Raw genomic sequence first — 22,720 nt, 5'->3', positions numbered from 1 at the left:
TTAAAAGAGGCGGCCCCCCACGTGCGGGGGAAGACCCCCCCCCCGCCTCTTGGGGGTTTCGTCGTGAGCAAGGCCGTGGGCGTGGCGGTCGTCCGTAACAAGGTCAAGCGCCGCCTCAGGCACCTGGTGCGCGAACGGCTGAGCGAGCTGCCCCCCGGTAGCCTGGTAGTCGTACGAGCGCTGCCCGGAGCGGGTGACGCCGACCATGCACAGCTGGCCCGGGACCTGGATGCCGCGCTCGCGCGGCTTCTGTCAGGGGGCGCGCGATGAAATATCCGCTGCTGGCTTTGATCAAGCTGTACCAGTGGACCATCAGCCCACTCCTCGGGCCGGTGTGCAAGTACTACCCGTCGTGCTCCCACTACGGCTTCACGGCCATCGACCGGCACGGCGCGATCAAGGGAACAGGGCTCACCGCCTGGCGCATCCTGCGCTGCAACCCGTGGTCGCACGGTGGTGTCGACCATGTACCACCGCGCAAGCGGCCGCGATGGCACGAAATGCTGCGCAACGCCTGGCGCAACCGGGGCGGGAAGGCCCCCACCGAGACTCCGTCCCACGCTCAAGGAGCCTGATTAGTGGACACGATTGCCAGCCTCTTCAGCTTTATCACCACACCTGTCTCGTGGATCATCGTCCAGTTCCACTCGCTGTACGGGAAGATCTTCGGTCCCGACACGGGCTGGGCCTGGGGTCTGTCCATCGTGTCCCTGGTGATCCTGATCCGAATCTGCCTGATCCCGCTCTTTGTGAAGCAGATCAAGGCGACTCGTGGCATGCAGACGCTGCAGCCCGAGATGAAGAAGATCCAGGAGCGCTACAAGAACGACAAGCAGCGCCAGTCCGAAGAGATGATGAAGCTGTACAAGGAGACGGGTACCAACCCGCTCTCCTCGTGCCTTCCGATCCTGGCGCAGTCACCGTTCTTCTTCGCCCTGTACCACGTGCTGAACAGCATCGCGACGGGCAAGACGATCGGCGCGATCAACGAGCCGCTGCTCGACAGCGCCCGTCAGGCGCACATCTTCGGTGCCCCGCTGGCCGCCAAGTTCACGGACAGCGCCGCGAAGCTCGCGGACCTGGACGCGACGGCCGCGAACGTCAAGATCGTCACCGCGATCATGATCGTCCTGATGTCGGCCTCGCAGTTCTTCACGCAGCGCCAGCTGATGACGAAGAACGTCGACATGAGCGTGAAGACGCCGTTCATGCAGCAGCAGAAGATGCTGATGTACGTCTTCCCCGTCATGTTCGCCGTCTTCGGTATCAACTTCCCCGTCGGTGTTCTCGTCTACTGGCTGACCACCAACCTGTGGACCATGGGCCAGCAGATGTACGTCATCCGCCAGAACCCCACCCCGGGCTCCAAGGCGCAGGCCGCCTTCCTCGAGCGTCTGCAGTCCAAGCTGGTGAAGAACGGTGGCGAGAAGCTTCGCCGCGGTGAGAAGAACATCATCAAGGCGATCGTTGCCAAGGGCCGTGACCGCAATGACAACGAGCGCAAGTTCATCAACGGTCTGAGCAAGGCCGGCCTGGCCGCCAGCGCCGAGGGTCTGGTGGCGAAGAGCGAGAGCTCCGTGGCGGTGCTCGACGGTGACGACGAGTCGCCTTCGTCCGGACAGCCCAAGCGCCAGCAGCCCAAGCGACAGTCCAAGTCGCAGCGTCAGTCCGCCGCTCAGCAGGCGGCGAAGAGTGACGACGAGGCCAAGACCTCGCTGACGAAGTCCGATGACGCGCAGGACGCCAAGCCCAAGACCTCTGCCAAGCCGGCCGCTGCCAAGCAGCAGCCCTCCGCCGGTGCCCGCAGCAAAGCCAAGTCCGGACAGCGCAAGGGCCCGCAGCGGCCCAAGCACCCGTCCAAGAAGTAAGAAGGAGTTCTTCCGTGACGGACGGCACCATCACCGAGGCCGCCGCCGAGGCCGGCGACACCCTCACCCGCCTCGAGCAGGAAGGTGAGATCGCAGCGGACTACCTCGAGGGTCTGCTCGACATCGCCGATCTCGACGGCGACATCGACATGGACGTCGAGGCCGACCGCGCCGCCGTGTCGATCATCAGCGACTCCGGCGGCCGCGACCTGCAGAAGCTGGTCGGCCGCGACGGCGAGGTCCTCGAAGCGCTCCAGGAGCTGACCCGGCTCGCGGTCCACCGCGAGACCGGTGACCGGAGCCGCCTGATGCTGGACATCGCCGGCTACCGGGCCAAGAAGCGCGCCGAGCTCTCCGAGATCGGCGCCAAGGCGGCGGCGGAGGCGAAGAGCTCCGGCGAGCCCGTGAAGCTCCAGCCGATGACGCCGTTCGAGCGCAAGGTCGTGCATGACGCGGTCAAGAGCGCCGGTCTGCGCAGCGAGTCCGAGGGCGAGGAGCCGCAGCGCTTCGTCGTCGTACTGCCTGCCTGATCGGTCCCTCGGCCTGATCGGTCCTGCGGTTTTCCCGGCCCCGTCTGTTCGCAGACGGGGCCGGTCTTTGTCAGCCTGATAGTGAGCCCCTGAGCGCGGCCAGCGCGTCAGCACGGTATTGCGGTACGGAAGGACGGTTCCCGTGACGGAGACGTCAGAGGTCCCCTCGTCAGAGCTCCCCCCGGCTCCCGAGCAGGCCCGAGCGGTCTTCGGCGAGCGCTTCGACGACGCCGTCCGGTACGCGGAGCTGCTCGCCGACGCCGGCGTCAAGCGTGGCCTGATCGGCCCCCGCGAGGTGCCCCGCCTGTGGGAGCGGCATCTGCTGAACTGCGCGGTGCTGTCCGAGGTGGTGCCGGAGGGCGTCACCGTCTGCGATGTCGGCTCCGGTGCCGGGCTGCCGGGCATCCCCCTGGCGCTGGTCCGCGAGGACCTCAAGATCACACTCCTTGAGCCGCTCCTTCGCCGTACGAACTTCCTCACCGAGGTCGTCGAGCTGCTCGGCCTCGACCATGTGACGGTCGTGCGCGGACGCGCCGAGGAGGTCCTGGGCAAGCTGCCGCCTGTGCATGTCGTCACAGCCCGTGCGGTGGCGCCGCTCGACCGGCTCGCCGCTTGGGGTGTTCCGCTGCTTCGGCCGTACGGCGAGATGCTGGCGCTCAAGGGCGACACCGCCGAGGAGGAGCTCAGTGGTGCCAAGGCCGCGCTGGCCAAGCTCGGTGCCGAGAAGACCTCGGTGCTGCAGGTCGGCGAGGGCATTGTGGATCCGCTGTCCACGGTCGTACGGGTCGAGGTCGGCGAGAGTCCGGGCGGTGTGCGCTTCGCAGCGAAGCGGGCGAAGGCGGCGCGTGTGGGGCGCACCCGGCGTCGACGCTGAGGCCGGCACTGACGTAAAAGTGTGATCGGTTGACGTTTTGGCGCGCTGATCCGTCCTGATGACGAGCCATAGGCCACACAAGCTGCCAAACGTACGCACGTCGGAGTGTCGTGCACTGCGGTTCGCGGCGCCTCGGCATCGTGTTTCACGTGAAACGTCGCTCACTGCTCCACGGGATCATCAGCCGCAGCCGTAGTGCCGCGCCTCGTGATCGCAAACCCCCCGAGAGGGGGATGGAGTTCTCCACAACGGAGGATTCATCCACAGAAGACCGGGCCTCGCTGGTTCACGACCCCGAAGGCATGGGAGGCTCTGTTCATTGCGAGCCTGAAGTCGAGGAGAGTGAATCCTTGCGGTCCGACGCCAACATCGCGGGACCGATGACCGATCCGGTCCCCGGTCCCCGAACCGAGTCAGCAGGGGAGGATGTTTCACGTGAAACACCGCCCCCGATGGACGACACCCCGATTGGTCGTGCTGCCCAATTGGCGGTCGAGGCCTTGGGCCGAGCCGGCGAGGGGCTGCCACGCCCTGAGCAAACACGTGTCATGGTCGTCGCCAACCAGAAGGGTGGCGTCGGCAAGACCACGACCACGGTCAACATGGCCGCCTCGCTTGCCCTGCACGGTGCCCGTGTCCTGGTGATCGACCTGGATCCGCAGGGCAATGCGTCCACGGCACTCGGTATCGACCACCACGCCGAAGTCCCCTCTATTTACGACGTGTTGGTGGAGAGCAAGCCGCTCTCCGAGGTCGTCCAGCCCGTGCCGGATGTGGAAGGTCTCTTCTGCGCTCCCGCCACCATCGATCTCGCCGGTGCGGAGATCGAGCTGGTGTCCCTCGTGGCGCGTGAGAGCCGGCTGCAGCGGGCCATCCAGGCCTACGAGCAGCCGCTGGACTACATCCTCATCGACTGCCCGCCCTCGCTCGGCCTGCTCACGGTCAATGCGATGGTGGCGGGCAACGAGGTACTCATTCCGATCCAGTGCGAGTACTACGCGCTGGAGGGACTCGGCCAGCTGCTGCGCAACGTCGATCTCGTACGAGGGCACCTCAATCCCGCCCTTCACGTCTCGACGATCCTCCTCACCATGTACGACGGCCGGACCCGCCTTGCCTCCCAGGTGGCGGACGAGGTGCGCAACCACTTCGGCAATGAGGTGCTGCGGACGAGCATTCCCCGGTCGGTGCGTATCTCGGAGGCCCCGAGTTACGGACAGACGGTCCTGACTTACGATCCGGGTTCCAGTGGTGCGCTCTCGTACCTGGAAGCCGCCAGGGAAATGGCCCTGCGCGGTGCGGTCGTGGGTGCACAGAACGAACAGAGCATGGCGGAGGGGATGCAGTGAGCGAGCGACGTAGAGGACTGGGGCGCGGACTTGGCGCGCTGATTCCTGCGGCTCCTACTCCGGAGAGCTCTTCGGCTGCGGGTGAGGCATCGTCGCCCTCCGCGGTGCCGGTGCTCACCGCGGAGCGCGGGGTGGCCGCTGCCAAGGTGGCCACGCTGCCGCCGGGCAATGTTTCACGTGAAACGGAGCCGCCGTTCGAGGTCGAGAGCGTCGACATCGAGCCGCAGCACGTAGCTGGTGCGCACTTCGCCGAGGTGCCGTTGGACTCCATCACGCCCAACCCGCGCCAGCCGCGTGAGATCTTCGACGAGGACGCCCTCGCCGAGCTCGTGACCTCCATCAAGGAAGTCGGGCTCCTCCAGCCGGTTGTCGTCCGGCAGTTGGGCCCCGAGCGCTACGAGCTCATCATGGGTGAGCGGCGCTGGCGGGCCTCCCGTGAAGCGGGCCTCGAGCGGATCCCCGCGATCGTGCGCGAGACCGAGGACGAGAAGCTTCTCCTCGACGCCCTCCTCGAGAACCTCCACCGGGCGCAGCTGAACCCGATCGAAGAGGCCAACGCGTACGAGCAGTTGCTGAAGGACTTCAACTGCACGCACGACCAGTTGGCCGACCGGATCGGGCGCTCGCGTCCTCAGGTCTCCAACACGCTGCGTCTGCTGAGGCTCTCACCGGCCGTGCAGAAGCGCGTGGCGGCCGGTGTGCTCTCCGCCGGCCATGCGCGTGCGCTGCTGTCCGTGGAGGACACGGAGGAGCAGGAGCGTCTCGCGTACCGGATCGTGGCCGAAGGCCTCTCGGTGCGTTCCGTGGAAGAGATCGTCCAGCTGATGAGCGCCGACCAGAAGAAGGCGCCCAAGAACAAGGGCCCTCGGGCCGGAACGCGGCTGTCGCCTGCGCTCACCAGCCTTGCGACCCGTCTGTCGGATCGCTTCGAGACCCGGGTGAAGGTCGACCTGGGGCAGAAGAAGGGCAAGATCGTCGTCGAGTTCGCCTCGATGGATGATCTGCAGCGCATCCTTGGCACACTCGCTCCCGATGAGGGGCCCGTATTTGGGGGCGCCCTGCCGGAGGACGAGGACGAGAGCTGATCGCCCAGCGCGCCCCCGAAGAGCGAGCCGTGTCCGGAATGTTCGGAACACGGCTCGCTCTTTGCTTTATAGGCGTTTCGCGGCAATCGCAGGGTGGATACGATGCGATCGGGTATCGCGCATCCACCCGACAGCACCTCAGGGAGAGGGAGGCGGGGGCCATGCGTACGGTGAGCCGCACCGGGTTGGTGACCGCGGGACTTGGCCTGGGAGCCGTCGGCGGATTCGTCGGCAGTCTGCTCAGGGAACGGAGCGCGCTCACCGCAGCACGAGTGGCGGCGGGCGAAGGAAGTGAGGATCTGCCTTCATGGGGCGTCGGCTCGTACCGCTCACGCTGGACAACCTCCCGGACCTTCCCAAGCGCTGCCGAACCTGTGTCTTCTGGGAACTGGATCCGGTCAGTGGCCAGGCCGCGGTAAGAGCAGGAACCCCGGAGCTGGAGAAGGAAGCCTGGATCTCCGCCGTGCTTCTGGAGTGGGGCTCGTGCGGTCGTGTGGTCTACGTCGACGAGGTCCCGGTGGGCTTCGTTCTCTACGCACCGCCGGCTTATGTGCCCCGCTCGACCGCTTTCCCGACGAGCCCTGTGGCGCCGGATGCCGTGCAGCTGATGACCGGTTGGATCACCCCCGGATATCAGGGGCAGGGCCTGGGCCGGGTCATGGTGCAGACCGTCGCCAAGGACCTGCTGCGCAGGGGCTTCAAAGCCATAGAGGCCTTCGGGGATGCCCGTTGGAAGGAACCGGCGTGTGTGCTCCCCGCCGACCATCTGCTCGCGGTGGGCTTCAAGACGGTGCGTCCGCATCCGGTGCATCCGAGACTGCGTCTGGAGCTGCGTACGACGCTCTCGTGGAAGGAGGACGTCGAGCTGGCCCTCGACCGGCTCCTCGGCGCCGTACAGAAGGAGCCGGCGCTGCGGCCGCTGTGAATCCGTCCGTTCGCAGCAGTTCTACGCGAAAGGGCCGCCCCGAAGGGCGGCCCTTGTTTCACGTGAAACATCGTCCTGTTGTGACGCCTCAGGACTGCGGCAGTCAGGCCTTGGTGGCCTCGTCGCCGATGAAGTCCTCCAGGTCGCGCACGATCGCGGCCTTGGGCTTGGCGCCGACGATGGTCTTGGCGACCTCGCCACCCTGGTAGACGTTGAGCGTCGGGATGGACATGACGCCGTACTTGGCGGCCGTCGCCGGGTTCTCGTCGATGTTCAGCTTGACGATCTCGATCTTGTCGCCGTGCTCCGCGGCGATCGCCTCGAGCGACGGGGCGATCTGGCGGCACGGACCGCACCAGGCGGCCCAGAAGTCCACCAGTACGGGCTTGTCGCTCTTGAGCACGTCCTGCTCGAAGGAGTCGTCGGTCACGTTCTTCAGGGTGCCGGCCACGCTGGGCTCCTTAACTCGGTACTGCGGTGGGGGAGGTTGAGGTTCAGACGGTCGCCGCGGCGGCGGTCTCGTTGTCCGCGAGGGCAGCGAGGAAGCGCTCGGCGTCCAGGGCGGAGGAGCAGCCGGTGCCGGCCGCCGTGATCGCCTGACGGTAGGTGTGGTCGACGACATCGCCGGCCGCGAAGACGCCCGTGAGGTTCGTCCGCGTGGAGGGAGCGTCCACCTTCAGGTAGCCCTCCTCGTCCAGGTCGAGCTGGCCCTTGAAGAGCTCGGTGCGCGGGTCGTGGCCGACCGCGATGAACAGACCCGTGACAGGCAGCTCGGAGGTCTCACCGGTCTTGGTGTTGCGCAGGGTCAGACCGGAGAGCTTCTGCTCACCGTGGATCTCGGCGACCTCGCTGTCCCAGGCGAACTTGATCTTCGGGTCGGCGAATGCGCGCTCCTGCATCGCCTTGGACGCCCGCAGGGAGTCACGGCGGTGCACGATGGTCACGGACTTGGCGAAGCGCGAGAGGAAGGTCGCCTCCTCCATCGCCGTGTCGCCACCGCCGACCACCGCGATGTCCTGGTCCTTGAAGAAGAACCCGTCGCACGTGGCGCACCAGGAGACACCGCGGCCCGACAGCGCGTCCTCGTTCGGCAGGCCGAGCTTGCGGTGCTGGGAGCCGGTCGTGACGATCACGGCCTTGGCGCGGTGCACCGTGCCCGCCGTGTCGGTGACGGTCTTGATGTCACCCGTGAGGTCGACGGCCACGACATCGTCCGGGATCAGCTCGGCGCCGAAGCGCTCCGCCTGGCCGCGCATGTTGTCCATGAGCTCCGGGCCCATGATGCCGTCCTGGAAGCCCGGAAAGTTCTCCACCTCGGTGGTGTTCATCAGCGCACCGCCGGCGGTGACGGCGCCCTCGAACACGAGCGGCTTCAGCGACGCGCGCGCCGTGTAGAGCGCCGCCGTGTAACCGGCGGGCCCGGAGCCGATGATGATCACGTTACGGACGTCGCTCACGGGTTGATTCCTCGTCTCTGCGGACTGACTGCCTACTGCCTCAGGGGAGTCCTACCGGGACTCTCACCCCACCCAACGGATCCTACGGGGCATGCATTCCCGCCATGACCGCGTACGGGGTGTGTTCCTGAGCCATGGCCTCCGCGGAGCCTTGGGTTCCGTGGCGCGCAAGCGTGGGCGAGCGTCAGTTCCGCGGGAAGGAGGTCTCGAGCAGAACCTTGCCCGTGGCCGTGGACTGGTCCTCCTTGAGGCACGCGGCGTCCACCACATAGGCGGTCACCCGGGTCGTCTGCGAGGCGTGCGGGAGCACCACCAGATAGGCCGGCGCACCCTTGTACGTACCGTCCTCAGCGGCGAGGGGTTCCTCGTCGCGGGCGATGCCCCGAGCGATGCACTCCGGAACTCCCGGGACGTCCTTGGTCCTGGGCGTGGTGGGAGTCTCACCCGAGGTGGAGTTCGCTCCGACGGAGGACGACTCGGCGCTGGTCCGAGCAGCCACGAGGGTTGACACACGCGTCTTCAGATCGCTGCCGGAGAACTTCTCCGTGGCTTGTGTGCCCGGCCCTTGGTCACTGCCGTCCGCCAGGAACACGAGCGTGCCGATTCCGACGGCGGCAACGGTGGCGAGCGCGCCGAGCGCGGCGACCGCCCCACGTCGGCGTCGTCGTGGCGCATTGCCTCGACCCGGGCCTGTGGCTCCTCGCGGATGGCCTCCAGGGCGCTGCGAGGGCGATGTTTCACGTGAAACATCGGCCGACGCGTCTTGCACGGGTGCCGTTTCACGCTCGCTGTCGCTCTGCGTTTCACGTGAAACATCGAGCAGCACTTCCGTCGCCAGCGCCGCATCGATCCGCGCGGCCACCTCGTCCGGCATACGCGTCTCCGTCGGCAGCGTGCCGAGCAGGGCGCGGATCTCCTCCAGTGAGGCCTGCACATCGGCGCACAGGACACAGTCGTCGAGGTGCCGACGTACAACAGCAGAGCGTGAGGCCGGCAGCAGTCCTTCGGCGAGATCGGAGAGCTCCGAGACTTCCGGGTGCTCGGCCGTGCCGGTCGTGGATGTCACGCTCGCCCACCTCCGCCCTTCACGGCTGCTGAATCGCCCGTTCCCGTATCCCGTGCTTCTGCTGCCGGTGGGACGGATGTCCCCTCGGTCCGGTTCCTTCCGGACTCCGGCTGCTCGGTGATTCTTTCGCCGTCGTCTCTCGAGGCGCCTGTGTCGCGGTCCTGCTCGGTGCCGACCCGTAGATGGCTGAGGAGGGGCAGCAGACGCGCTCTGCCGCGGGCGCAGCGGCTCTTCACCGTGCCGGTGGGCACATCGAGGATCCGTGCGGCCTCCGCCACGGGATAGCCCTGCATATCCACCAGGACGAGCGCGGCCCGCTGATCGGCCGGAAGTGTGCCGAGGGCCTCGATCAGTTCACGGTGCAGATCCTGGCGCTCGGCTGGGGCCGCGGCCGACTCATGCGGCTCGAGCAGTTGCTCCAGGCGCTCCGTGTCGTCGACCGGTGAGGTCTTACGGGAAGCGGCCTTGCGTGCACGGTCCAGACAGGCGTTGACCGTGATGCGGTGCAGCCATGTGGTGACCGCGGACTGTCCTCGGAAGGTGTGCGCGGCGCGATAAGCGGAGACCAGCGCGTCCTGCACCGCATCCGCGGCTTCCTCACGATCCCCCAGGGTGCGCAGCGCGACAGCCCACAGACGGTCCCGATGGCGCCCGACGATCTCCCCGAACGCCTCCGGGTCGCCGGCGACATGGCGGGACAGGAGGTCCTTGTCGCTCATGTCGCCGTAGCCGGCGTCGTGCACGTGGAACCCCCTCCCCCCGGAGAACCTCAGCCGCTGAACTTCACGTCCGTGATGCCCTGCTTGTAGCCGGCGTTGCTGTAGCCGTCGCGCTCCGCGTGCGGCAGCGCGGTCAGCCAGAGGACGACGTATCGCGTCTTCACCGGCTCCTTGGCCTCCACCTTGGCAGAAGTGCTCTGGGTTTGGGTCTTGGTCCCGATCTGCTTCAGGCCCTCCACCGAACCCGGCGACAGCGAATCCGCCGCGTAGAGCGAGACGGCGGTGTGGTCGCCGCCGAAGCGGAGCTTTATCGAAGCCGCCGAGACGTTCTGCTCCGAGCCGAGGTCGTACACGATGCCGACACCGGGCTTTATCTTCATCTCGGGGCCGTCGAGGAAGGACTTGGTCCGCCAGTACGAGGACGTGTCGCCGTCGTACGTCTTGCCGACCTCTCCGGGAGCCTGTGCGCTGCCCGAGACGACGAGTTCCTCGGCGTCCTTGATGCTCAGCGGCTTCGGTGCCGTCTGCTTGCCGTCGCCGTTCTCCTCGGACTGCTGGCTGGTGCCGGGGTCACCCGAGCCGCCGCGTTCCATCAGGGCGTCCGCGAGCTGCCAGCTGCCGAGGCCGAGAGCGGCGATCAGCAGGGCGGAGACGCCCCACTTGAGCGCCTTGCCGGTACGGCCCTCGAGCGGCTGCGGCGGGGCGGGCACGGGCTGGGTCGCGCCGAGCTGCTGCGCACGGCCGTAGGTGCCCTGCTGGTACGTCGTGCGCTGATATTCAGGAGCGGCGGTGAACGTAGGCTCCGGCGGCTTGATACGGGGCAGCTCCGCGACCGCCTTGGCGAGCTCCTCCGGAGTGGTGCAGGGCTGCTCCAGGCGCGAGGCCGTGGCCCCGTCGTTCACCAGGGCGCGCATCGCGAGCTCGGACAGGCCCCGGTGGACGCCTGCGCGCACCTGGTCCGGGGCGATCCGTCCCGCGTCCTTGGGGAGCCCGCTCAGTCCGTAGGCGTCGACCTCGTACGGCCAACGCTGGGTCAGTGACGCGTAGAGCAGTGCACCGATCGCCTCGGTGTCGTCACGCTGCGGGGTGTCGGACTTGATGCCGCGCAGCGCGGCGTTCACGGCGAGACCGCGGATGCGGTACTGCCCGGTGGAGCTGCGCAGGACGGCGCTCGGCGTCAGGCGCAGATGGGCGAGCCCTTCGCGGTGAGCCGCCGCCATGGCCTGGGAGAGCTGGCTGACGAGCTGGTACGCGTCATGCGGCTCGAGCGGTCCGGCGGCGAGCAGGGAGGTCAGCTCGGTCGCGTCGGGCAGCCACTCGTGGACGACGTAGACGAGGTCGTTCTCCTCGACAGCGTCCAGTACCTGGACGAAGCGCGGGTCGCCGAGCAGCGCCGAGGAACGCGCTGCCGAGAGGACGGAGCGGGCGCGCGGGTGGTCGGCGGGCAGGAGATGGACTCCGACGGCCCGGCGTAGCTTCTCGTCCACAGCACGCCAGCTGCTGAATCCGTCCAGACGAGTGACGCACTCTTCGAGGCGATAGCGTCTGGCGAGCTTGTGACCGCTGTGCAGTTCGGGGGCGCGGACCTGGGGCTGCGTAACCGCGTCCGCGTTCTGGGTGTGCTGGGTGCCTTCGCCGGCAGCCGTGTGCTCGCGCTGCTCCGCCTCGTCGGCCGTGGTCTGGTCCGCCTGCGTGGTCAGCGGTTCGTCCCCGCCGCCTGCTGCCACGTCGACGGCAGCCGTGCTCCGTTCCGCCACCGTCGTTCCTGCCTCCCCATCCGTTGCACGCTGTCCGACGTCAAGCCCAATTGTGCCCACACTCCGACGCTATGCACGACACGCGGGTACCGCCGAGGGTTGCCCCTCAGCGGTCCGGTTCTTCGAATGTTCAGCGACCGAGACGTCCGCGGACCATTCCGACCATCGCGTTCATCTCCTCGATCCGCATCCGGCGGGCGGCCACGAAGAACACTCCGAGCAGTACGGCGAAGCCGACGATCAGCGCGGTGAGCGAGCCGAGAGCACCATTGCCCAGGGCCTGCATGATCGCGTACCCAGCGGCGCCGCCGAGAATCGCGGCCGGCACGGATGCGATCCCGAGACGGGCATAGGTACGCAGAATGTGGGAGCCGTCGAGGTCTCCGCCCAGCTTGGCGCGCAGTCGCTTCCAGGCGACGCCCACGCCGATCGCGTAGGCCAGTCCGTACGAGGCGGCCATACCCGTGACGGCCCAGCGGTCGGGCAGCAGGAAGTAGCAGGCAGTCGAAGCCACCGCGTTGACGGCCGCCACGATGACCGTGTTGTAGAAGGGCGTCCGCGTGTCCTCGTACGCGTAGAAGGCACGCAGGACGACGTACTGGACGGAGTACGGGATGAGGCCGAGGCCGAAGGCCATGAGCATGTAGCCCATGGAGGTCGCGGCGCTGCCCCCCGCCGAGCCGAACATCAGGGTGCACATCGGCACACCGAGCGCGACGAAGGCGAAGGAGATCGGGACGATCGCGACGGCCGTGGTGCGCAGGCCCTGGGAGATGTCGTCGCGGACCGCGCCGGTGTCGTTCTCGTGCGCCGAGCGGGAGATGCGCGGCAGCAGAGCGGCCATCAGGGAGACCGTGATGATCGCCTGCGGGAGGCCCCAGATCAGCTGAGCATTGGCGTAGGCGGCGAAACCCGTACCGTCCTTGACGCTCCCCGAAGCGGTGGCGAGCTGCGTGACGACGATCGCGCCGGCCTGGTTGGCCAGGACGAAGAAGATGGTCCACTTGGCGAGCTTGGCGGCCTTGCCGAGACCCTGGCCCTTCCAGTCGAAGCGCGGCCGCAGCTTGAAGCCGGCCTCCCGCAGATACGGGATCATCGCGAGCGCCTGGACCACCAGGCCGAGGAGGACACCGACGCCCAGGAGGCGGACGGCCTCTGTCGGGATGGTGTCGACGGTCATCCTGCTGGTCTCGGCGGTGCCGTACACCCACAGGAACATCCCGAGCGTGGCGATGATGATCACGTTGTTGAGGACCGGGGTCCACATCATCGCGCCGAACCTGCCGCGCGCGTTGAGGACCTGGCCCATCACCACGTGGATGCCCATGAAGAAGATCGAGGGCAGGAAGAAGCGGAGCAGTGTGACGGCGACATCGTTCGCGGCGGGGTTGTTCGCCACCTCGACCGACAGCGCGCGGATCAGCAGCGGTGCGCAGAACATGCCCGCGAGGGTCAGGGCGCCGAGCGCCACCATCACCAGCGTCAGCAGGCGGTTGGCGTAGGCCTGGCCGCCGTCCTCGTCGTCCTTCATCGCGCGGACGAGCTGCGGTACGAACACCGAGTTCAGACCGCCGCCGATGGTGAGGATGTAGATCATCGTGGGCAGCTGGTACGCGACCTGGAACGTGTCGGCGAGCAGACCGAGGCCCAGCGCCGACGCGATCAGGATCGAGCGTACGAAGCCGGTCAGACGCGAGACCATCGTGCCCGCGGCCATCACGGCGCTGGACTTCAGCAGCCCCGAGGCACGGCCGCCCTTGGGCGCCGCTGTGGCGGCCGGTGGAGGCGGCGGGGGCGAGGCTGGGGCAGGGATCAGGGGGTCGGGGCCCAGGCGGCCGGGAACGCCGCTCTGCGGTGGGCCGTAGCCGTGCTGCTCGCCGCCGGGGTGGCCGGGCTGCGTGCCTTCGTGCTGGCCCTGCTGGTTGCCGCCGTACTGACCGTGCTGGTTGCCGTCCGGTGCCTGCTGGTCCCGGTAGAGCCCGCCGGTCCCCTGCTGGTCCCGGTACAGATGCGCGAAAGCGTCCGGTGCGGAGCGCTCCTCGCCCGCCTGCGTCACGAGATCGTCCACGCCCACGAACTGTGTCGTGCGCGCGTCGTCACCGTACGGGAACTGGCGGGACAGACCGTCCGGCTCGGGGGCCGGGGTCTGGGCCCAGACGCGCGGGTCCGGCGCGTGCTGCGCGGTGGGGGGCGGGGCGTAGAGCTGCTGCGGGTCCGGATAGGTGCCCGGAGGCGGCGGAGGGTGCGAGGCGCGGTCGTAGAGCGCCTCGGCCACCGGGTCCTGCGCGGAGAGGTCCTGCGCACGGTACGGGTCCTGGTCGTAGGCGTCCTGGACGTACAGGTCCGGAGCGGGCTGCTGCATTTCCGGGGTGGGCTGCCCGGGCGGGAACTGCCCGCCGGTCGGATCGCCGCCGCCCGCGCCCTGGCCGCGGTCACCGTCGTACGGCGCGTTCATGCTTACCCCACCTCATCGGTCCCACGGCCCACCGGCCACATCATCGCTCAACGGTCCACTCTCTCACCCGTCCCGGACGGGTCCGTGCTTTCCGTGGCGGTGTCCGGTGTCGGGTCACTCGGCTGCTCCGGTTCCGGGCCGCCCTCATCCGGGCCTGCGCCGTCGTCGGTGCCGTTGTCAGTGCCGTCGTCGGGCCCGTCCGAGGCGCCGCCGTCCTGCTCCTCGGCACGGCGGGCGACGATCCGCTTGCGCCGCTGGTACATCCGGAACCCGGCCAGGACCAGGAGGAGGAAGCCGCCGGCGATCACCGCGAGGACCGTCGCCGGCACTTCGGTGACCTTGACGGTGAACGGCACCGGATCGCCGTATTCCTTGCCGTCCGCGGTGACGAGCTGGGCGACCACGTCGACCGGGCCGCTGGCGTTGGCCGTGGTGGAGAACTTCAGCGACTGGGCATGGCCCCCGGCGACCTCCACGGATTGCTCGTCGTAGTTCTTGCCGTTGATCTTCAGGCGGTTGGGCTTCGTCGAGGTCAGGCGGACCCGGAGGTTCTCGACGCCTTGGGCGAGGTTGTTCTGGACCGTGACGGGGATGGTCGCGCTGCGGCCGGAGAGCTTGGCTTCCGATTTCTTGATGAGGGCGACCCCGCCGGTGAGGTCGTTGAGATACTTGAGGACGCTCTTGCGGTAGGTGTGGGCCTCTTCCGGCAGGCCGCGCCACGAGGTGGACAGCGCGCGGTCGATGGCCCGGCCGAACGGGACGACGACCCGCTCGGGGCGGGTCAGGATGACCTTGAAGTCATTGAGCTGACTCTGAATCTTCCTGATCTCGGCGAAGCCCGTCAGAGGCATCTCCTGCTTGCGCAGAGCGGCCGGGTACGCGTCGGCGGAGGGCACCTCGGTGGTGGCGCCCGGGTCCGGCTTCTCCTTCGCCGCGGTGATCAGGTTCTCGGACTGCGACCAGCCGCCCGCATCCTGTGCCCTGATCGCGGTGGCCATCGTCATGACCTGTGCGGTGGTGGGCATGCGCTGCGGCGCGATCACGATGCTGCGCTGCTTCTCGGGATCCTGAAGGTTGATCATCAGGCTCTGGGCCAGGAACTGCTGCGTGGCGAGCGTGGACTTCTCCGCGCTCGTCATATCGCCCTGGAAGGCCTGGGAGAGCCGGGCGTCCGCGACCACGGCCGTGGTGCCGTCACCGATCGGGCGGGCGGCGGTCGGCGTATAGGGGAGGTTGCCCGTCTCCCGGAAGCTGTCGTTGCGTGCGATCACATTGCTCGCACCCGCCGACGTGGCGGTGTTGACGATCTTCGGGTCGACGGCGCCCTCGGCCGGCCAGACGAAGTCGGTGTTCGGCTTGATGTGCAGCAGGGTCTCGAGCGTCTTCACGGCCGCCTCGGTGGCGTCCTTGAGATGGCCGAGCGACTCCGTCCCGCCGCCGTGTGCCATGGACGCGAGATCGGGGTCGGCGAAGGGGAGGGCGACGACCTTCTCGTCCTTCACGGCCTTGATCAGGGAGTTCAGCCAGTTCCGGGCGATCTTCTGGTTGTCCTCGTCACCCGCGACCACCGTGTCGTCGGGCCCCTGCACGTTGTACGGCTGCGCCATCAGCGCCGCGGACGCGACGAGATCAGGGTCGATGACCCAGGTGACGGGGAGGGTGCTGCCCTCGGAGACCATCCGCTCCAGCCGGCCGCCCGGAGCGATCTCCTTGATCAGGCCCTCGTCCTTGAAGACCGGGGTCTGGTTCGCGTCCGAGGCCGACTCGGCGGTCAGATGCGTACGGGAGATCAGCGGCCACATGTAGCTGACCTTGGTCTGCGTCTCGGCACCATCGGGCTGCCAGGGCAGGAAGGTCCGCTCGATCCCGAGGATCTGGTTGAACTGCGACTCGGTACGGCCGGTCAGCGCGACCCCGAGCTGATAGACACCTTCGCCGTCGAGGTCGAGCGCCTTGACGGGGATGCTGAGCCGGAAGTCCTGGGTGCCGTGGGGCGCGATCTTCTTGAACTTCTGCAGGTACTCGTCGCCGCCGACCACCAGACCCTCGGCGCCCGTCACCGTCCCCCCGTTCTTGGCGGCGGAGTCGATCTGCGTACGGCTGCCCAGCGACTGGCCCAGACGCAGCGCCAAGGAGGCGTCGGTCACGGTCTGAGCGCTGTTGTTCTCGAGCTTGCCCGTGATCGTCAGGGTGTCGCTCTCGGAGGGGATCTGGGGCTCGAAGGAGTTGATCGCCACGGAGACGGTCTCGGAGCCAGTGGGCTCCGCCTTCACCGCCGCCGACTGGCCGCTCGCCACCTCCGCGGCCGCACCGGCCGGCTGCGCGAGCAGCCCGGCCAGTAGAGGCAGGCCCACCAGGGAGGCTGCTGTGCGCCGCAGCCACCGGCGGGCAGGTGAGGGAGTCATCCCCTGGAAGTCTGCCGCCTCGGCCACGCGCTCGCCCGTCCCTCGTCGTCGTCAGTGGTCGTCTTTCTGCGTCCCCGCATGGTAACGATGTGAACTGTGGCCGAGTGCCGGGGACTGCTCCACATGAAACCGGGAAGCCTGGGCGGTCGCGGCCACGTACCCTTTTCTGTTGTGCCGAACGCCAATGAAGACAACCTCAATGCACTGAGCCAGGTGCAGCGCCGCGCAGTGAGTGAACTGCTGCGGGTGTCCCCTGTCGCCGACGATCTCGCGCGCCGCTTCCAGGAGGCCGGGTTCACACTCGCGCTGGTCGGCGGCTCGGTGCGGGATGCGTTGCTCGGACGGCTCGGCAACGACCTGGACTTCACCACCGATGCGCGCCCCGAGGACGTACTGAAGATCGTGCGGCCGTGGGCGGACGCTGTCTGGGAGGTCGGGATCGCCTTCGGCACGGTCGGCTGCCAGAAGAAGGGGAAGGCCGGTGACGTCGAGCAGGACTTCCTGATCGAGGTCACCACGTACCGCTCGGAGGCGTACGACCGGACCTCGCGCAAGCCCGAGGTCTCCTACGGCGACTCGATCGAGCAGGATCTCGTACGCCGGGACTTCACCGTCAATGCGATGGCCGTCGAGCTTCCCGCGAAAGAGTTCGTCGACCCGCACGGCGGTCTCGAGGACCTTGCCGCACGTGTGCTGCGCACGCCCAGCACGCCCGAGGAGTCCTTCTCGGACGACCCGCTGCGGATGATGAGGGCCGCGCGCTTCGCCGCACAGCTGGACTTCGAGGTGGCGCCCGAGGTGGTTGCCGCGATGACGGCCATGGCGGACCGCATCGAGATCGTCTCGGCCGAGCGCGTACGGGACGAGCTCAACAAGCTGATCCTCTCCGCGCACCCGCGCAAGGGCCTGGCCCTGCTGGTCGACACCGGCCTCGCCGAGCATGTGCTGCCCGAGTTGCCGGCGCTGCGTCTGGAGCGCGATGAGCACCACCGGCACAAGGACGTCTACGAGCACTCGCTGACGGTTCTCGAGCAGGCGATCGCGCTGGAAGAGGACGGTCCCGACCTCACGCTGCGGCTTGCGGCGCTGCTGCATGACATCGGCAAGCCGAAGACGCGGCGCTTCGAGAGCGACGGCCGGGTCTCGTTCCACCACCACGAGGTGGTCGGCGCGAAGATGACGAAGAAGCGGATGCTCGCGCTCAAGTACTCCAACGAGCTGGTGAAGGACGTCACCCGCCTCGTGGAGCTGCATCTGCGCTTCCATGGCTACGGCACCGGTGAGTGGACGGATTCGGCTGTACGACGGTACGTACGCGATGCCGGACCGCTGCTTTCGCGGCTGCACAAGCTGACGCGGTCCGACTGCACGACGCGGAACAAGCGCAAGGCCGCGGCGCTCTCGCGGGCGTACGACGGGCTCGAGGAGCGGATTGCGCGCCTGCAGGAGCAGGAGGAGCTGGACTCGATCCGGCCCGATCTGGACGGCAATGACATTCAGGAAGTGCTCGGTGTCGGCCCGGGCCCGGTGATCGGGCAGGCGTACAAGTTCCTGCTGGAGCTGCGGCTTGAGAACGGGCCGATGGAGCGGGATGCGGCGGTGGCCGCGCTCAAGGAGTGGTGGGCCACGCAGGGCTGAGGCTCGGTAGCCGATGAGGAACGGGGTCATGTTTCACGTGAAACATGACCCCGTTTCACACACCGAAGGGCGCGATGTTTCACGTGAAACATCGCGCCCTTCGGTGTGACCGGCCTGTGGGCTACTTGTTGTCGCCCAGGCAGAGCACGAAGGAGTCCGAGCCTTCCTGCCACGTCAGAGTCGCGGTGGTCTTGTCCTGGACCGACGTGCAGGCAAGGCTGGCCAGCGTCGAGCCGTCCGCCTTCTTCAGGACGGTGTGCGTGGCCGTGGAGTCGGAGCAGTCGAGCTTCTCGACGGAGGCGTTGCTGTCCGTGCCCTTATTGCGCAGGCAGTCGCCGACCGCCAGCTTCTCGGCGTCATCCCCGCCCACGACGAGGTACGAGATACCGGCCACGAGCAGACCGGCGATCGGAAGGCCGAAGCGCAGCACCTTCTTCAGGCCGCCGCCGCGAGGCGCCGGAGGCGGGACCGGAGCGCCGCCCTGGTTGAAGTAGGGGGAGGGCTGCTGCGGGGCACCCTGCGGAGCCGCCTGCTGGCCGTACGGATTACCGCCCTGCGGCTGCTGGCCATAGGGGTTCTGTCCCTGGGCGAACGGGTTCTGGCCCTGCGGCGGCGGAGTGGTCACGTGGGGGTCCCCCTCGAACGAGTGCCTGTTGGCGTGGAATTGACGCTCGTGAAGCTATCGGGAACCGGTGACAACCCTGAAGTCCAGAGAGGCTCTGTGGCACTGATGTGACACTTACTGCATCTCAGATCGGTACATAGCGGCTGTAGTTGCCGCGTAGAGCAGCGCGACCGTGACCACCAGCGCCACCGACTTGCCGTCCGGCGGCAGGATCAGCGCCGCCACGGCGGCCGCTCCCACGAACGCGACGTTGAAGAGCACGTCGTAAACGGAGAAGATCCGGCCACGGAAGCGGTCGTCCACCATGGCCTGCACGGTGGTGTCCGTGGCGATCTTCGCGCCCTGGGTGACGAGCCCCAGGACGAAGGCGGCCACGAGTATCGGCGCGGGGGCGAACGGCAGCCCAAGTGCCGGTTCCAGTACGGCTGCCGCGGCCGCACAGGCCACGATCCACCCGGCCGGCCCGAGCCGCCCCACTGCCCAGGGTGTCATCAGGGCTGCGGCGAAGAAGCCCGCGCCCGACACCAGGACCGCGACCCCGAGCAGGGCGAGCCCTTCGGATTCGCGGGAGGTCCACGCGTACCGGCAGAGCATCAGCACCATCACGGAGAGCGCGCCGTAGCAGAACCGCATCGCCGTCATGGCCGCCAACGCCCGTGCCGCAGGCCGCCGTTCGGGCTCGAGCAGATGTCGTACACCAGCGGTCAGTCCTCGCGCGGTGGAGGCCACCGCGGCGCCGATGCGGGGCTGCACCAGAGAGGGCTCGGGGCCGAGGAGGTCGCGCGTGAACCGTACGGCCACAAGGGCCGAGCAGAGATAGAGGACGGCGCCGAGCAGCACCACCGCCGCATCGGAATCGGCGACGAGGATCCGTACGACGAAAGCGAGACCGCCGCCCGCGGTGGCCGCCAGGGTGCCGGCCGTGGGGGAAAGGGAGTTGGCGATGACGAGGCGCTCGCCGTCGACGACTCGGGGCAGGGCCGCTGAGAGGCCGGCCAGGACGAAGCGGTTCACGGCGGTTACGCACAGGGCCGAGGCGTAGAAGAGCCAGTCGGGGACGCTCAGCAGGATCAGCAGGCCGGTGACGCAGGCCAGGCAGGCGCGGAGCAGGTTCCCGTAGACGAAGACCTGGCGGCGCGGCCAGCGGTCGAGAAGGACGCCCGCGAAGGGGCCGATGAAGGAGTACGGAAGCAGCAGCACGGCCATGGCGGAGGCGATGGCCGCGGCCGAGGTCTGCTTCTCCGGTGAGAAGACGACGTACGTGGCGAGCGCGACCTGGTAGACCCCGTCGGCGCCCTGGGAGAGGAGTCGTACGGCGAGCAGGCGGCGGAAGTCCCGGAAACGCAGCAGCATGCGCAGGTCACGTACGACGGCCATGGTCACAGCCTCACACAAGGAGAAGGCCCCCGGCTCGCAGAATGTGTGCGAACCGGGGGCCTCAACAACCCTCAGGGGGTGGGTGTTTCACGTGAAACAGATGGATGTTTCACGTGAAACAGTCGCGGAGCCTGGGCTCAGCGCTCGACCTCGCCCTTGATGAACTTCTCGACGTTCGCGTAGGCCTCGTCGTCGAAGTACTGCACCGGCGGGGACTTCATGAAGTACGAGGACGCCGAGAGGATCGGGCCACCGATGCCACGGTCCTTGGCGATCTTCGCGGCGCGCAGGGCGTCGATGATGACACCGGCCGAGTTCGGGGAGTCCCAGACCTCGAGCTTGTACTCGAGGTTCAGCGGAACGTCGCCGAACGCGCGGCCCTCGAGGCGGACGTACGCCCACTTGCGGTCGTCGAGCCACGCGACGTAGTCGGACGGGCCGATGTGCACGTTCTTCTCGCCGAGCTCACGGTCGGGGATCTGCGAGGTGACGGCCTGCGTCTTGGAGATCTTCTTCGACTCGAGGCGGTCGCGCTCGAGCATGTTCTTGAAGTCCATGTTGCCGCCGACGTTGAGCTGCATGGTGCGCTCGAGACGGACACCACGGTCCTCGAAGAGCTTCGCCATCACACGGTGCGTGATGGTGGCGCCCACCTGCGACTTGATGTCGTCACCGACGATCGGCACGCCGGCCTCGGTGAACTTGTCCGCCCACTCCTTCGTACCGGCGATGAAGACCGGCAGAGCGTTGACAAACGCGACCTTGGCGTCGATGGCGCACTGCGCGTAGAACTTCGCAGCGTCCTCGGAACCGACGGGCAGGTAGCAGACGAGGACGTCGACCTGGCGGTCCTTGAGGACCTGGACGATGTCGACCGGGGCCTCGGCGGACTCCTCGATGGTCTGGCGGTAGTAGAGGCCCAGGCCGTCGAGGGTGTGACCACGCTGGACCTGGACGCCGCTGTTCGGGACGTCGCAGATCTTGATCGTGTTGTTCTCGCTCGCGCCGATGGCGTCCGCCAGGTCGAGGCCGACCTTCTTGGCGTCCACGTCGAACGCGGCGACGAACTCCACGTCACCGACGTGGTAGTCGCCGAACTGCACGTGCATCAGACCCGGGACCTTGGCGTCCTTGTCGGCGTCCTTGTAGTACTCGACGCCCTGCACGAGCGAGGCGGCGCAGTTACCTACACCGACGATGGCTACGCGAACCGAACCCATTCCGGCTGCTCCCTGTGTGTACGAGGTGAGGCCCACTCACGGACCTCACTTGCTGGTGTCGTCGGACGGATCCGGCCGGGTACTGCCCCCGTGCCGGGGCAGGCCGCCCGTCTCTCCTGATGTGTCCTGCTGAGCGCCGCTCCCGGGCGCGGACCTGCGGTCCCGTCCCGCTCGCTCGCTCTCGATGAGCTCGTTCAGCCAGCGCACTTCGCGCTCCACGGACTCCATGCCGTGCCGCTGCAGCTCGAGTGTGTAGTCGTCCAGGCGCTCGCGCGTGCGGGCGAACGAGGCGCGCATCTTCTCCAAGCGCTCCTCGAGCCGGCTGCGGCGGCCTTCCAGGACGCGCATGCGTACGTCTCGCTCCGTCTGTCCGAAGAAGGCGAAGCGGGCGGCGAAGGTCTCGTCTTCGTACGCATCCGGGCCGGTCTGCGAGAGCAGTTCCTCGAAGCGTTCCTTGCCGTCCGCCGTCAGCCTGTAGACGATCTTGGCTCGGCGGCCGGTGAGGGATGCCGCGAGGGCGTCCTCCGGAGTGCTGCCCGGTTCCTCGATCAACCAGCCGTTGGCGACCAGCGTCTTGAGGCAGGGGTAGAGCGTCCCGTAGCTGAAAGCCCGGAAAACCCCCAGAGACGTGTTGAGTCGCTTGCGCAGCTCATAGCCGTGCATCGGAGATTCCCGGAGCAGTCCGAGGATGGCGAACTCGAGGATGCCGGAGCGCCTGCTCATACCTCGCCACCTCCGTACATTCCGGATCTCCAAGGACTCTTTATGCCGTGCTGATGTATCGAGTCGATACATCAGCACGATAGAACGGCCCTCGGGATGCGACAAGAGGGGGGTGGGTGAACGGCGTCACATCACTGATTCACAGCAGGCAAGTTGCCTGATTTGGGGTGAACTTCAGGACCTGGCGGGTTTTGACGGTGCGTAGTCTGTGCGCCATGCATTTCACCGAGAGCCACGAGACCCACGAGGGTCGGGGGACGCCTGTGGACGTCGTGGCACCGGATGCTGTGCGGATGAGCCCGGGGAGGGGCGTATCCGTACTACGGGGGGACTGGAACTCACCTGCCGCCTTCAGGCGTGGGGTACCACGCCTGCCCGAGGAGTAGTCGTTCGATGAGCGAGCACCGTCGCAAGCCTCCGCAGTCGCACGGTGGTGGACGTGCAGCGGCACGGCGCGGCATGACAGGTTCGTCAGGCCGGCGCGCAGCGCCGCGGGGATCGTCTGGATCCTCTTCCTCGTACGAGGCTTCGGCCTCGTCGGGTATGTCGGGTACATCTGGTACGTCCGGTGACGATCGCCCCTGGGGCGGCCGGGCCGAGGCACGGCGAGCCGCGCAGCGCTCCACGGGTGCCGGCGGCGGCGGTGG

General features: G+C 67.8%; 20 protein-coding genes. 9 read left to right on the top strand and 11 right to left on the bottom strand.

Annotated features, from left to right (window positions below; translation table 11 throughout):
• The 8 genes from rnpA to JAO81_RS30205 all read left to right on the top strand — a co-directional run.
• Positions 1 to 270, top strand: a 270-nt coding sequence (gene rnpA, locus JAO81_RS42905) for a ribonuclease P protein component (protein WP_233416123.1), incomplete at its 5' end; no start/stop codon positions are given.
• Positions 267 to 575, top strand: a complete 309-nt coding sequence (gene yidD, locus JAO81_RS30235; RefSeq protein ID WP_052578308.1) for a membrane protein insertion efficiency factor YidD — start codon at positions 267 to 269, stop codon at positions 573 to 575. The genes rnpA and yidD, both read left to right, overlap by 4 nt.
• 3 nt (positions 576 to 578) lie before the next feature.
• Positions 579 to 1,868: a membrane protein insertase YidC gene (gene yidC / locus JAO81_RS30230; protein ID WP_199551148.1), complete on the top strand. Its 1,290-nt coding sequence runs from the start codon at positions 579 to 581 to the stop codon at positions 1,866 to 1,868.
• 14 nt (positions 1,869 to 1,882) lie between these two features.
• Entirely contained in the window at positions 1,883 to 2,398 is a 516-nt protein-coding gene (locus JAO81_RS30225) for a R3H domain-containing nucleic acid-binding protein (RefSeq protein ID WP_199551147.1), read from the top strand.
• A 118-nt stretch (positions 2,399 to 2,516) separates the two neighbouring features.
• Positions 2,517 to 3,272 carry a 16S rRNA (guanine(527)-N(7))-methyltransferase RsmG gene (gene rsmG, locus JAO81_RS30220; protein WP_199551146.1) on the top strand — a complete coding sequence of 252 codons (756 nt, stop codon included), beginning with the start codon at positions 2,517 to 2,519 and terminating at the stop codon, positions 3,270 to 3,272.
• Between the two features lie 302 nt (positions 3,273 to 3,574).
• Entirely contained in the window at positions 3,575 to 4,621 is a 1,047-nt protein-coding gene (locus tag JAO81_RS30215) for a ParA family protein (protein ID WP_233416127.1), read from the top strand.
• Positions 4,618 to 5,706, top strand: coding sequence for a ParB/RepB/Spo0J family partition protein (locus JAO81_RS30210; protein ID WP_199551144.1), 1,089 nt, complete (start codon positions 4,618 to 4,620; stop codon positions 5,704 to 5,706). The genes JAO81_RS30215 and JAO81_RS30210 overlap by 4 nt, the downstream gene beginning before the upstream one ends.
• Positions 5,707 to 6,013: 307 nt before the next feature.
• Complete coding sequence (locus JAO81_RS30205) at positions 6,014 to 6,631, top strand: GNAT family N-acetyltransferase (protein ID WP_199551143.1); 618 nt, start codon at positions 6,014 to 6,016, stop codon at positions 6,629 to 6,631.
• 103 nt (positions 6,632 to 6,734) lie between these two features.
• Here the strand turns inward: JAO81_RS30205 and trxA are convergent, their stop codons facing one another.
• The 7 genes from trxA to JAO81_RS30170 all read right to left on the bottom strand — a co-directional run bounded on the left by trxA (position 6,735) and on the right by JAO81_RS30170 (position 16,490).
• Entirely contained in the window at positions 6,735 to 7,082 is a 348-nt protein-coding gene (trxA, locus tag JAO81_RS30200; RefSeq protein WP_165331430.1) for a thioredoxin, read from the bottom strand.
• Positions 7,083 to 7,125: 43 nt separating this feature from the next.
• Positions 7,126 to 8,088: a thioredoxin-disulfide reductase gene (gene trxB, locus JAO81_RS30195; protein ID WP_199551142.1), complete on the bottom strand. Its 963-nt coding sequence runs from the start codon at positions 8,086 to 8,088 to the stop codon at positions 7,126 to 7,128.
• Between the two features lie 184 nt (positions 8,089 to 8,272).
• Positions 8,273 to 9,154: an anti-sigma factor gene (locus JAO81_RS30190; protein ID WP_199551141.1), complete on the bottom strand. Its 882-nt coding sequence runs from the start codon at positions 9,152 to 9,154 to the stop codon at positions 8,273 to 8,275.
• Positions 9,151 to 9,873, bottom strand: a complete 723-nt coding sequence (sigM, locus tag JAO81_RS30185) for an RNA polymerase sigma factor SigM (protein ID WP_199551171.1) — start codon at positions 9,871 to 9,873, stop codon at positions 9,151 to 9,153. The genes JAO81_RS30190 and sigM overlap by 4 nt, the downstream gene beginning before the upstream one ends.
• 50 nt (positions 9,874 to 9,923) lie before the next feature.
• Entirely contained in the window at positions 9,924 to 11,630 is a 1,707-nt protein-coding gene (locus JAO81_RS30180) for a protein kinase family protein (RefSeq protein WP_199551140.1), read from the bottom strand.
• Between the two features lie 130 nt (positions 11,631 to 11,760).
• Complete coding sequence (gene murJ / locus JAO81_RS30175) at positions 11,761 to 14,085, bottom strand: murein biosynthesis integral membrane protein MurJ (RefSeq protein ID WP_199551139.1); 2,325 nt, start codon at positions 14,083 to 14,085, stop codon at positions 11,761 to 11,763.
• A gap of 47 nt (positions 14,086 to 14,132) precedes the next feature.
• Positions 14,133 to 16,490, bottom strand: coding sequence for a DUF6049 family protein (locus JAO81_RS30170; RefSeq protein WP_233416122.1), 2,358 nt, complete (start codon positions 16,488 to 16,490; stop codon positions 14,133 to 14,135).
• Between the two features lie 171 nt (positions 16,491 to 16,661).
• On the opposite strand from JAO81_RS30170, the gene JAO81_RS30165 reads away from it, so the two are divergent.
• Entirely contained in the window at positions 16,662 to 18,128 is a 1,467-nt protein-coding gene (locus JAO81_RS30165) for a CCA tRNA nucleotidyltransferase (RefSeq protein ID WP_199551137.1), read from the top strand.
• A gap of 121 nt (positions 18,129 to 18,249) precedes the next feature.
• Here the strand turns inward: JAO81_RS30165 and JAO81_RS30160 are convergent, their stop codons facing one another.
• The 4 genes from JAO81_RS30160 to JAO81_RS30145 all read right to left on the bottom strand — a co-directional run bounded on the left by JAO81_RS30160 (position 18,250) and on the right by JAO81_RS30145 (position 22,073).
• Entirely contained in the window at positions 18,250 to 18,753 is a 504-nt protein-coding gene (locus JAO81_RS30160) for a hypothetical protein (RefSeq protein WP_199551136.1), read from the bottom strand.
• Positions 18,754 to 18,867: 114 nt separating this feature from the next.
• Positions 18,868 to 20,130, bottom strand: coding sequence for an MFS transporter (locus JAO81_RS30155; RefSeq protein WP_199551135.1), 1,263 nt, complete (start codon positions 20,128 to 20,130; stop codon positions 18,868 to 18,870).
• Positions 20,131 to 20,267: 137 nt separating this feature from the next.
• Positions 20,268 to 21,350 carry an inositol-3-phosphate synthase gene (locus tag JAO81_RS30150; protein ID WP_199551134.1) on the bottom strand — a complete coding sequence of 361 codons (1,083 nt, stop codon included), beginning with the start codon at positions 21,348 to 21,350 and terminating at the stop codon, positions 20,268 to 20,270.
• Positions 21,351 to 21,395: 45 nt separating this feature from the next.
• Positions 21,396 to 22,073 (bottom strand): PadR family transcriptional regulator, encoded by a 678-nt coding sequence (locus JAO81_RS30145; protein ID WP_165331420.1) that lies wholly within the window; start codon positions 22,071 to 22,073, stop codon positions 21,396 to 21,398.
• Positions 22,074 to 22,720 lie beyond the last annotated feature (647 nt).

This window comes from Streptomyces sp. N35 (genome assembly GCF_016464295.1).
Lineage (GTDB): Bacteria > Actinomycetota > Actinomycetes > Streptomycetales > Streptomycetaceae > Streptomyces.
This window is presented reverse-complemented; position numbering and strand designations above follow the sequence as displayed.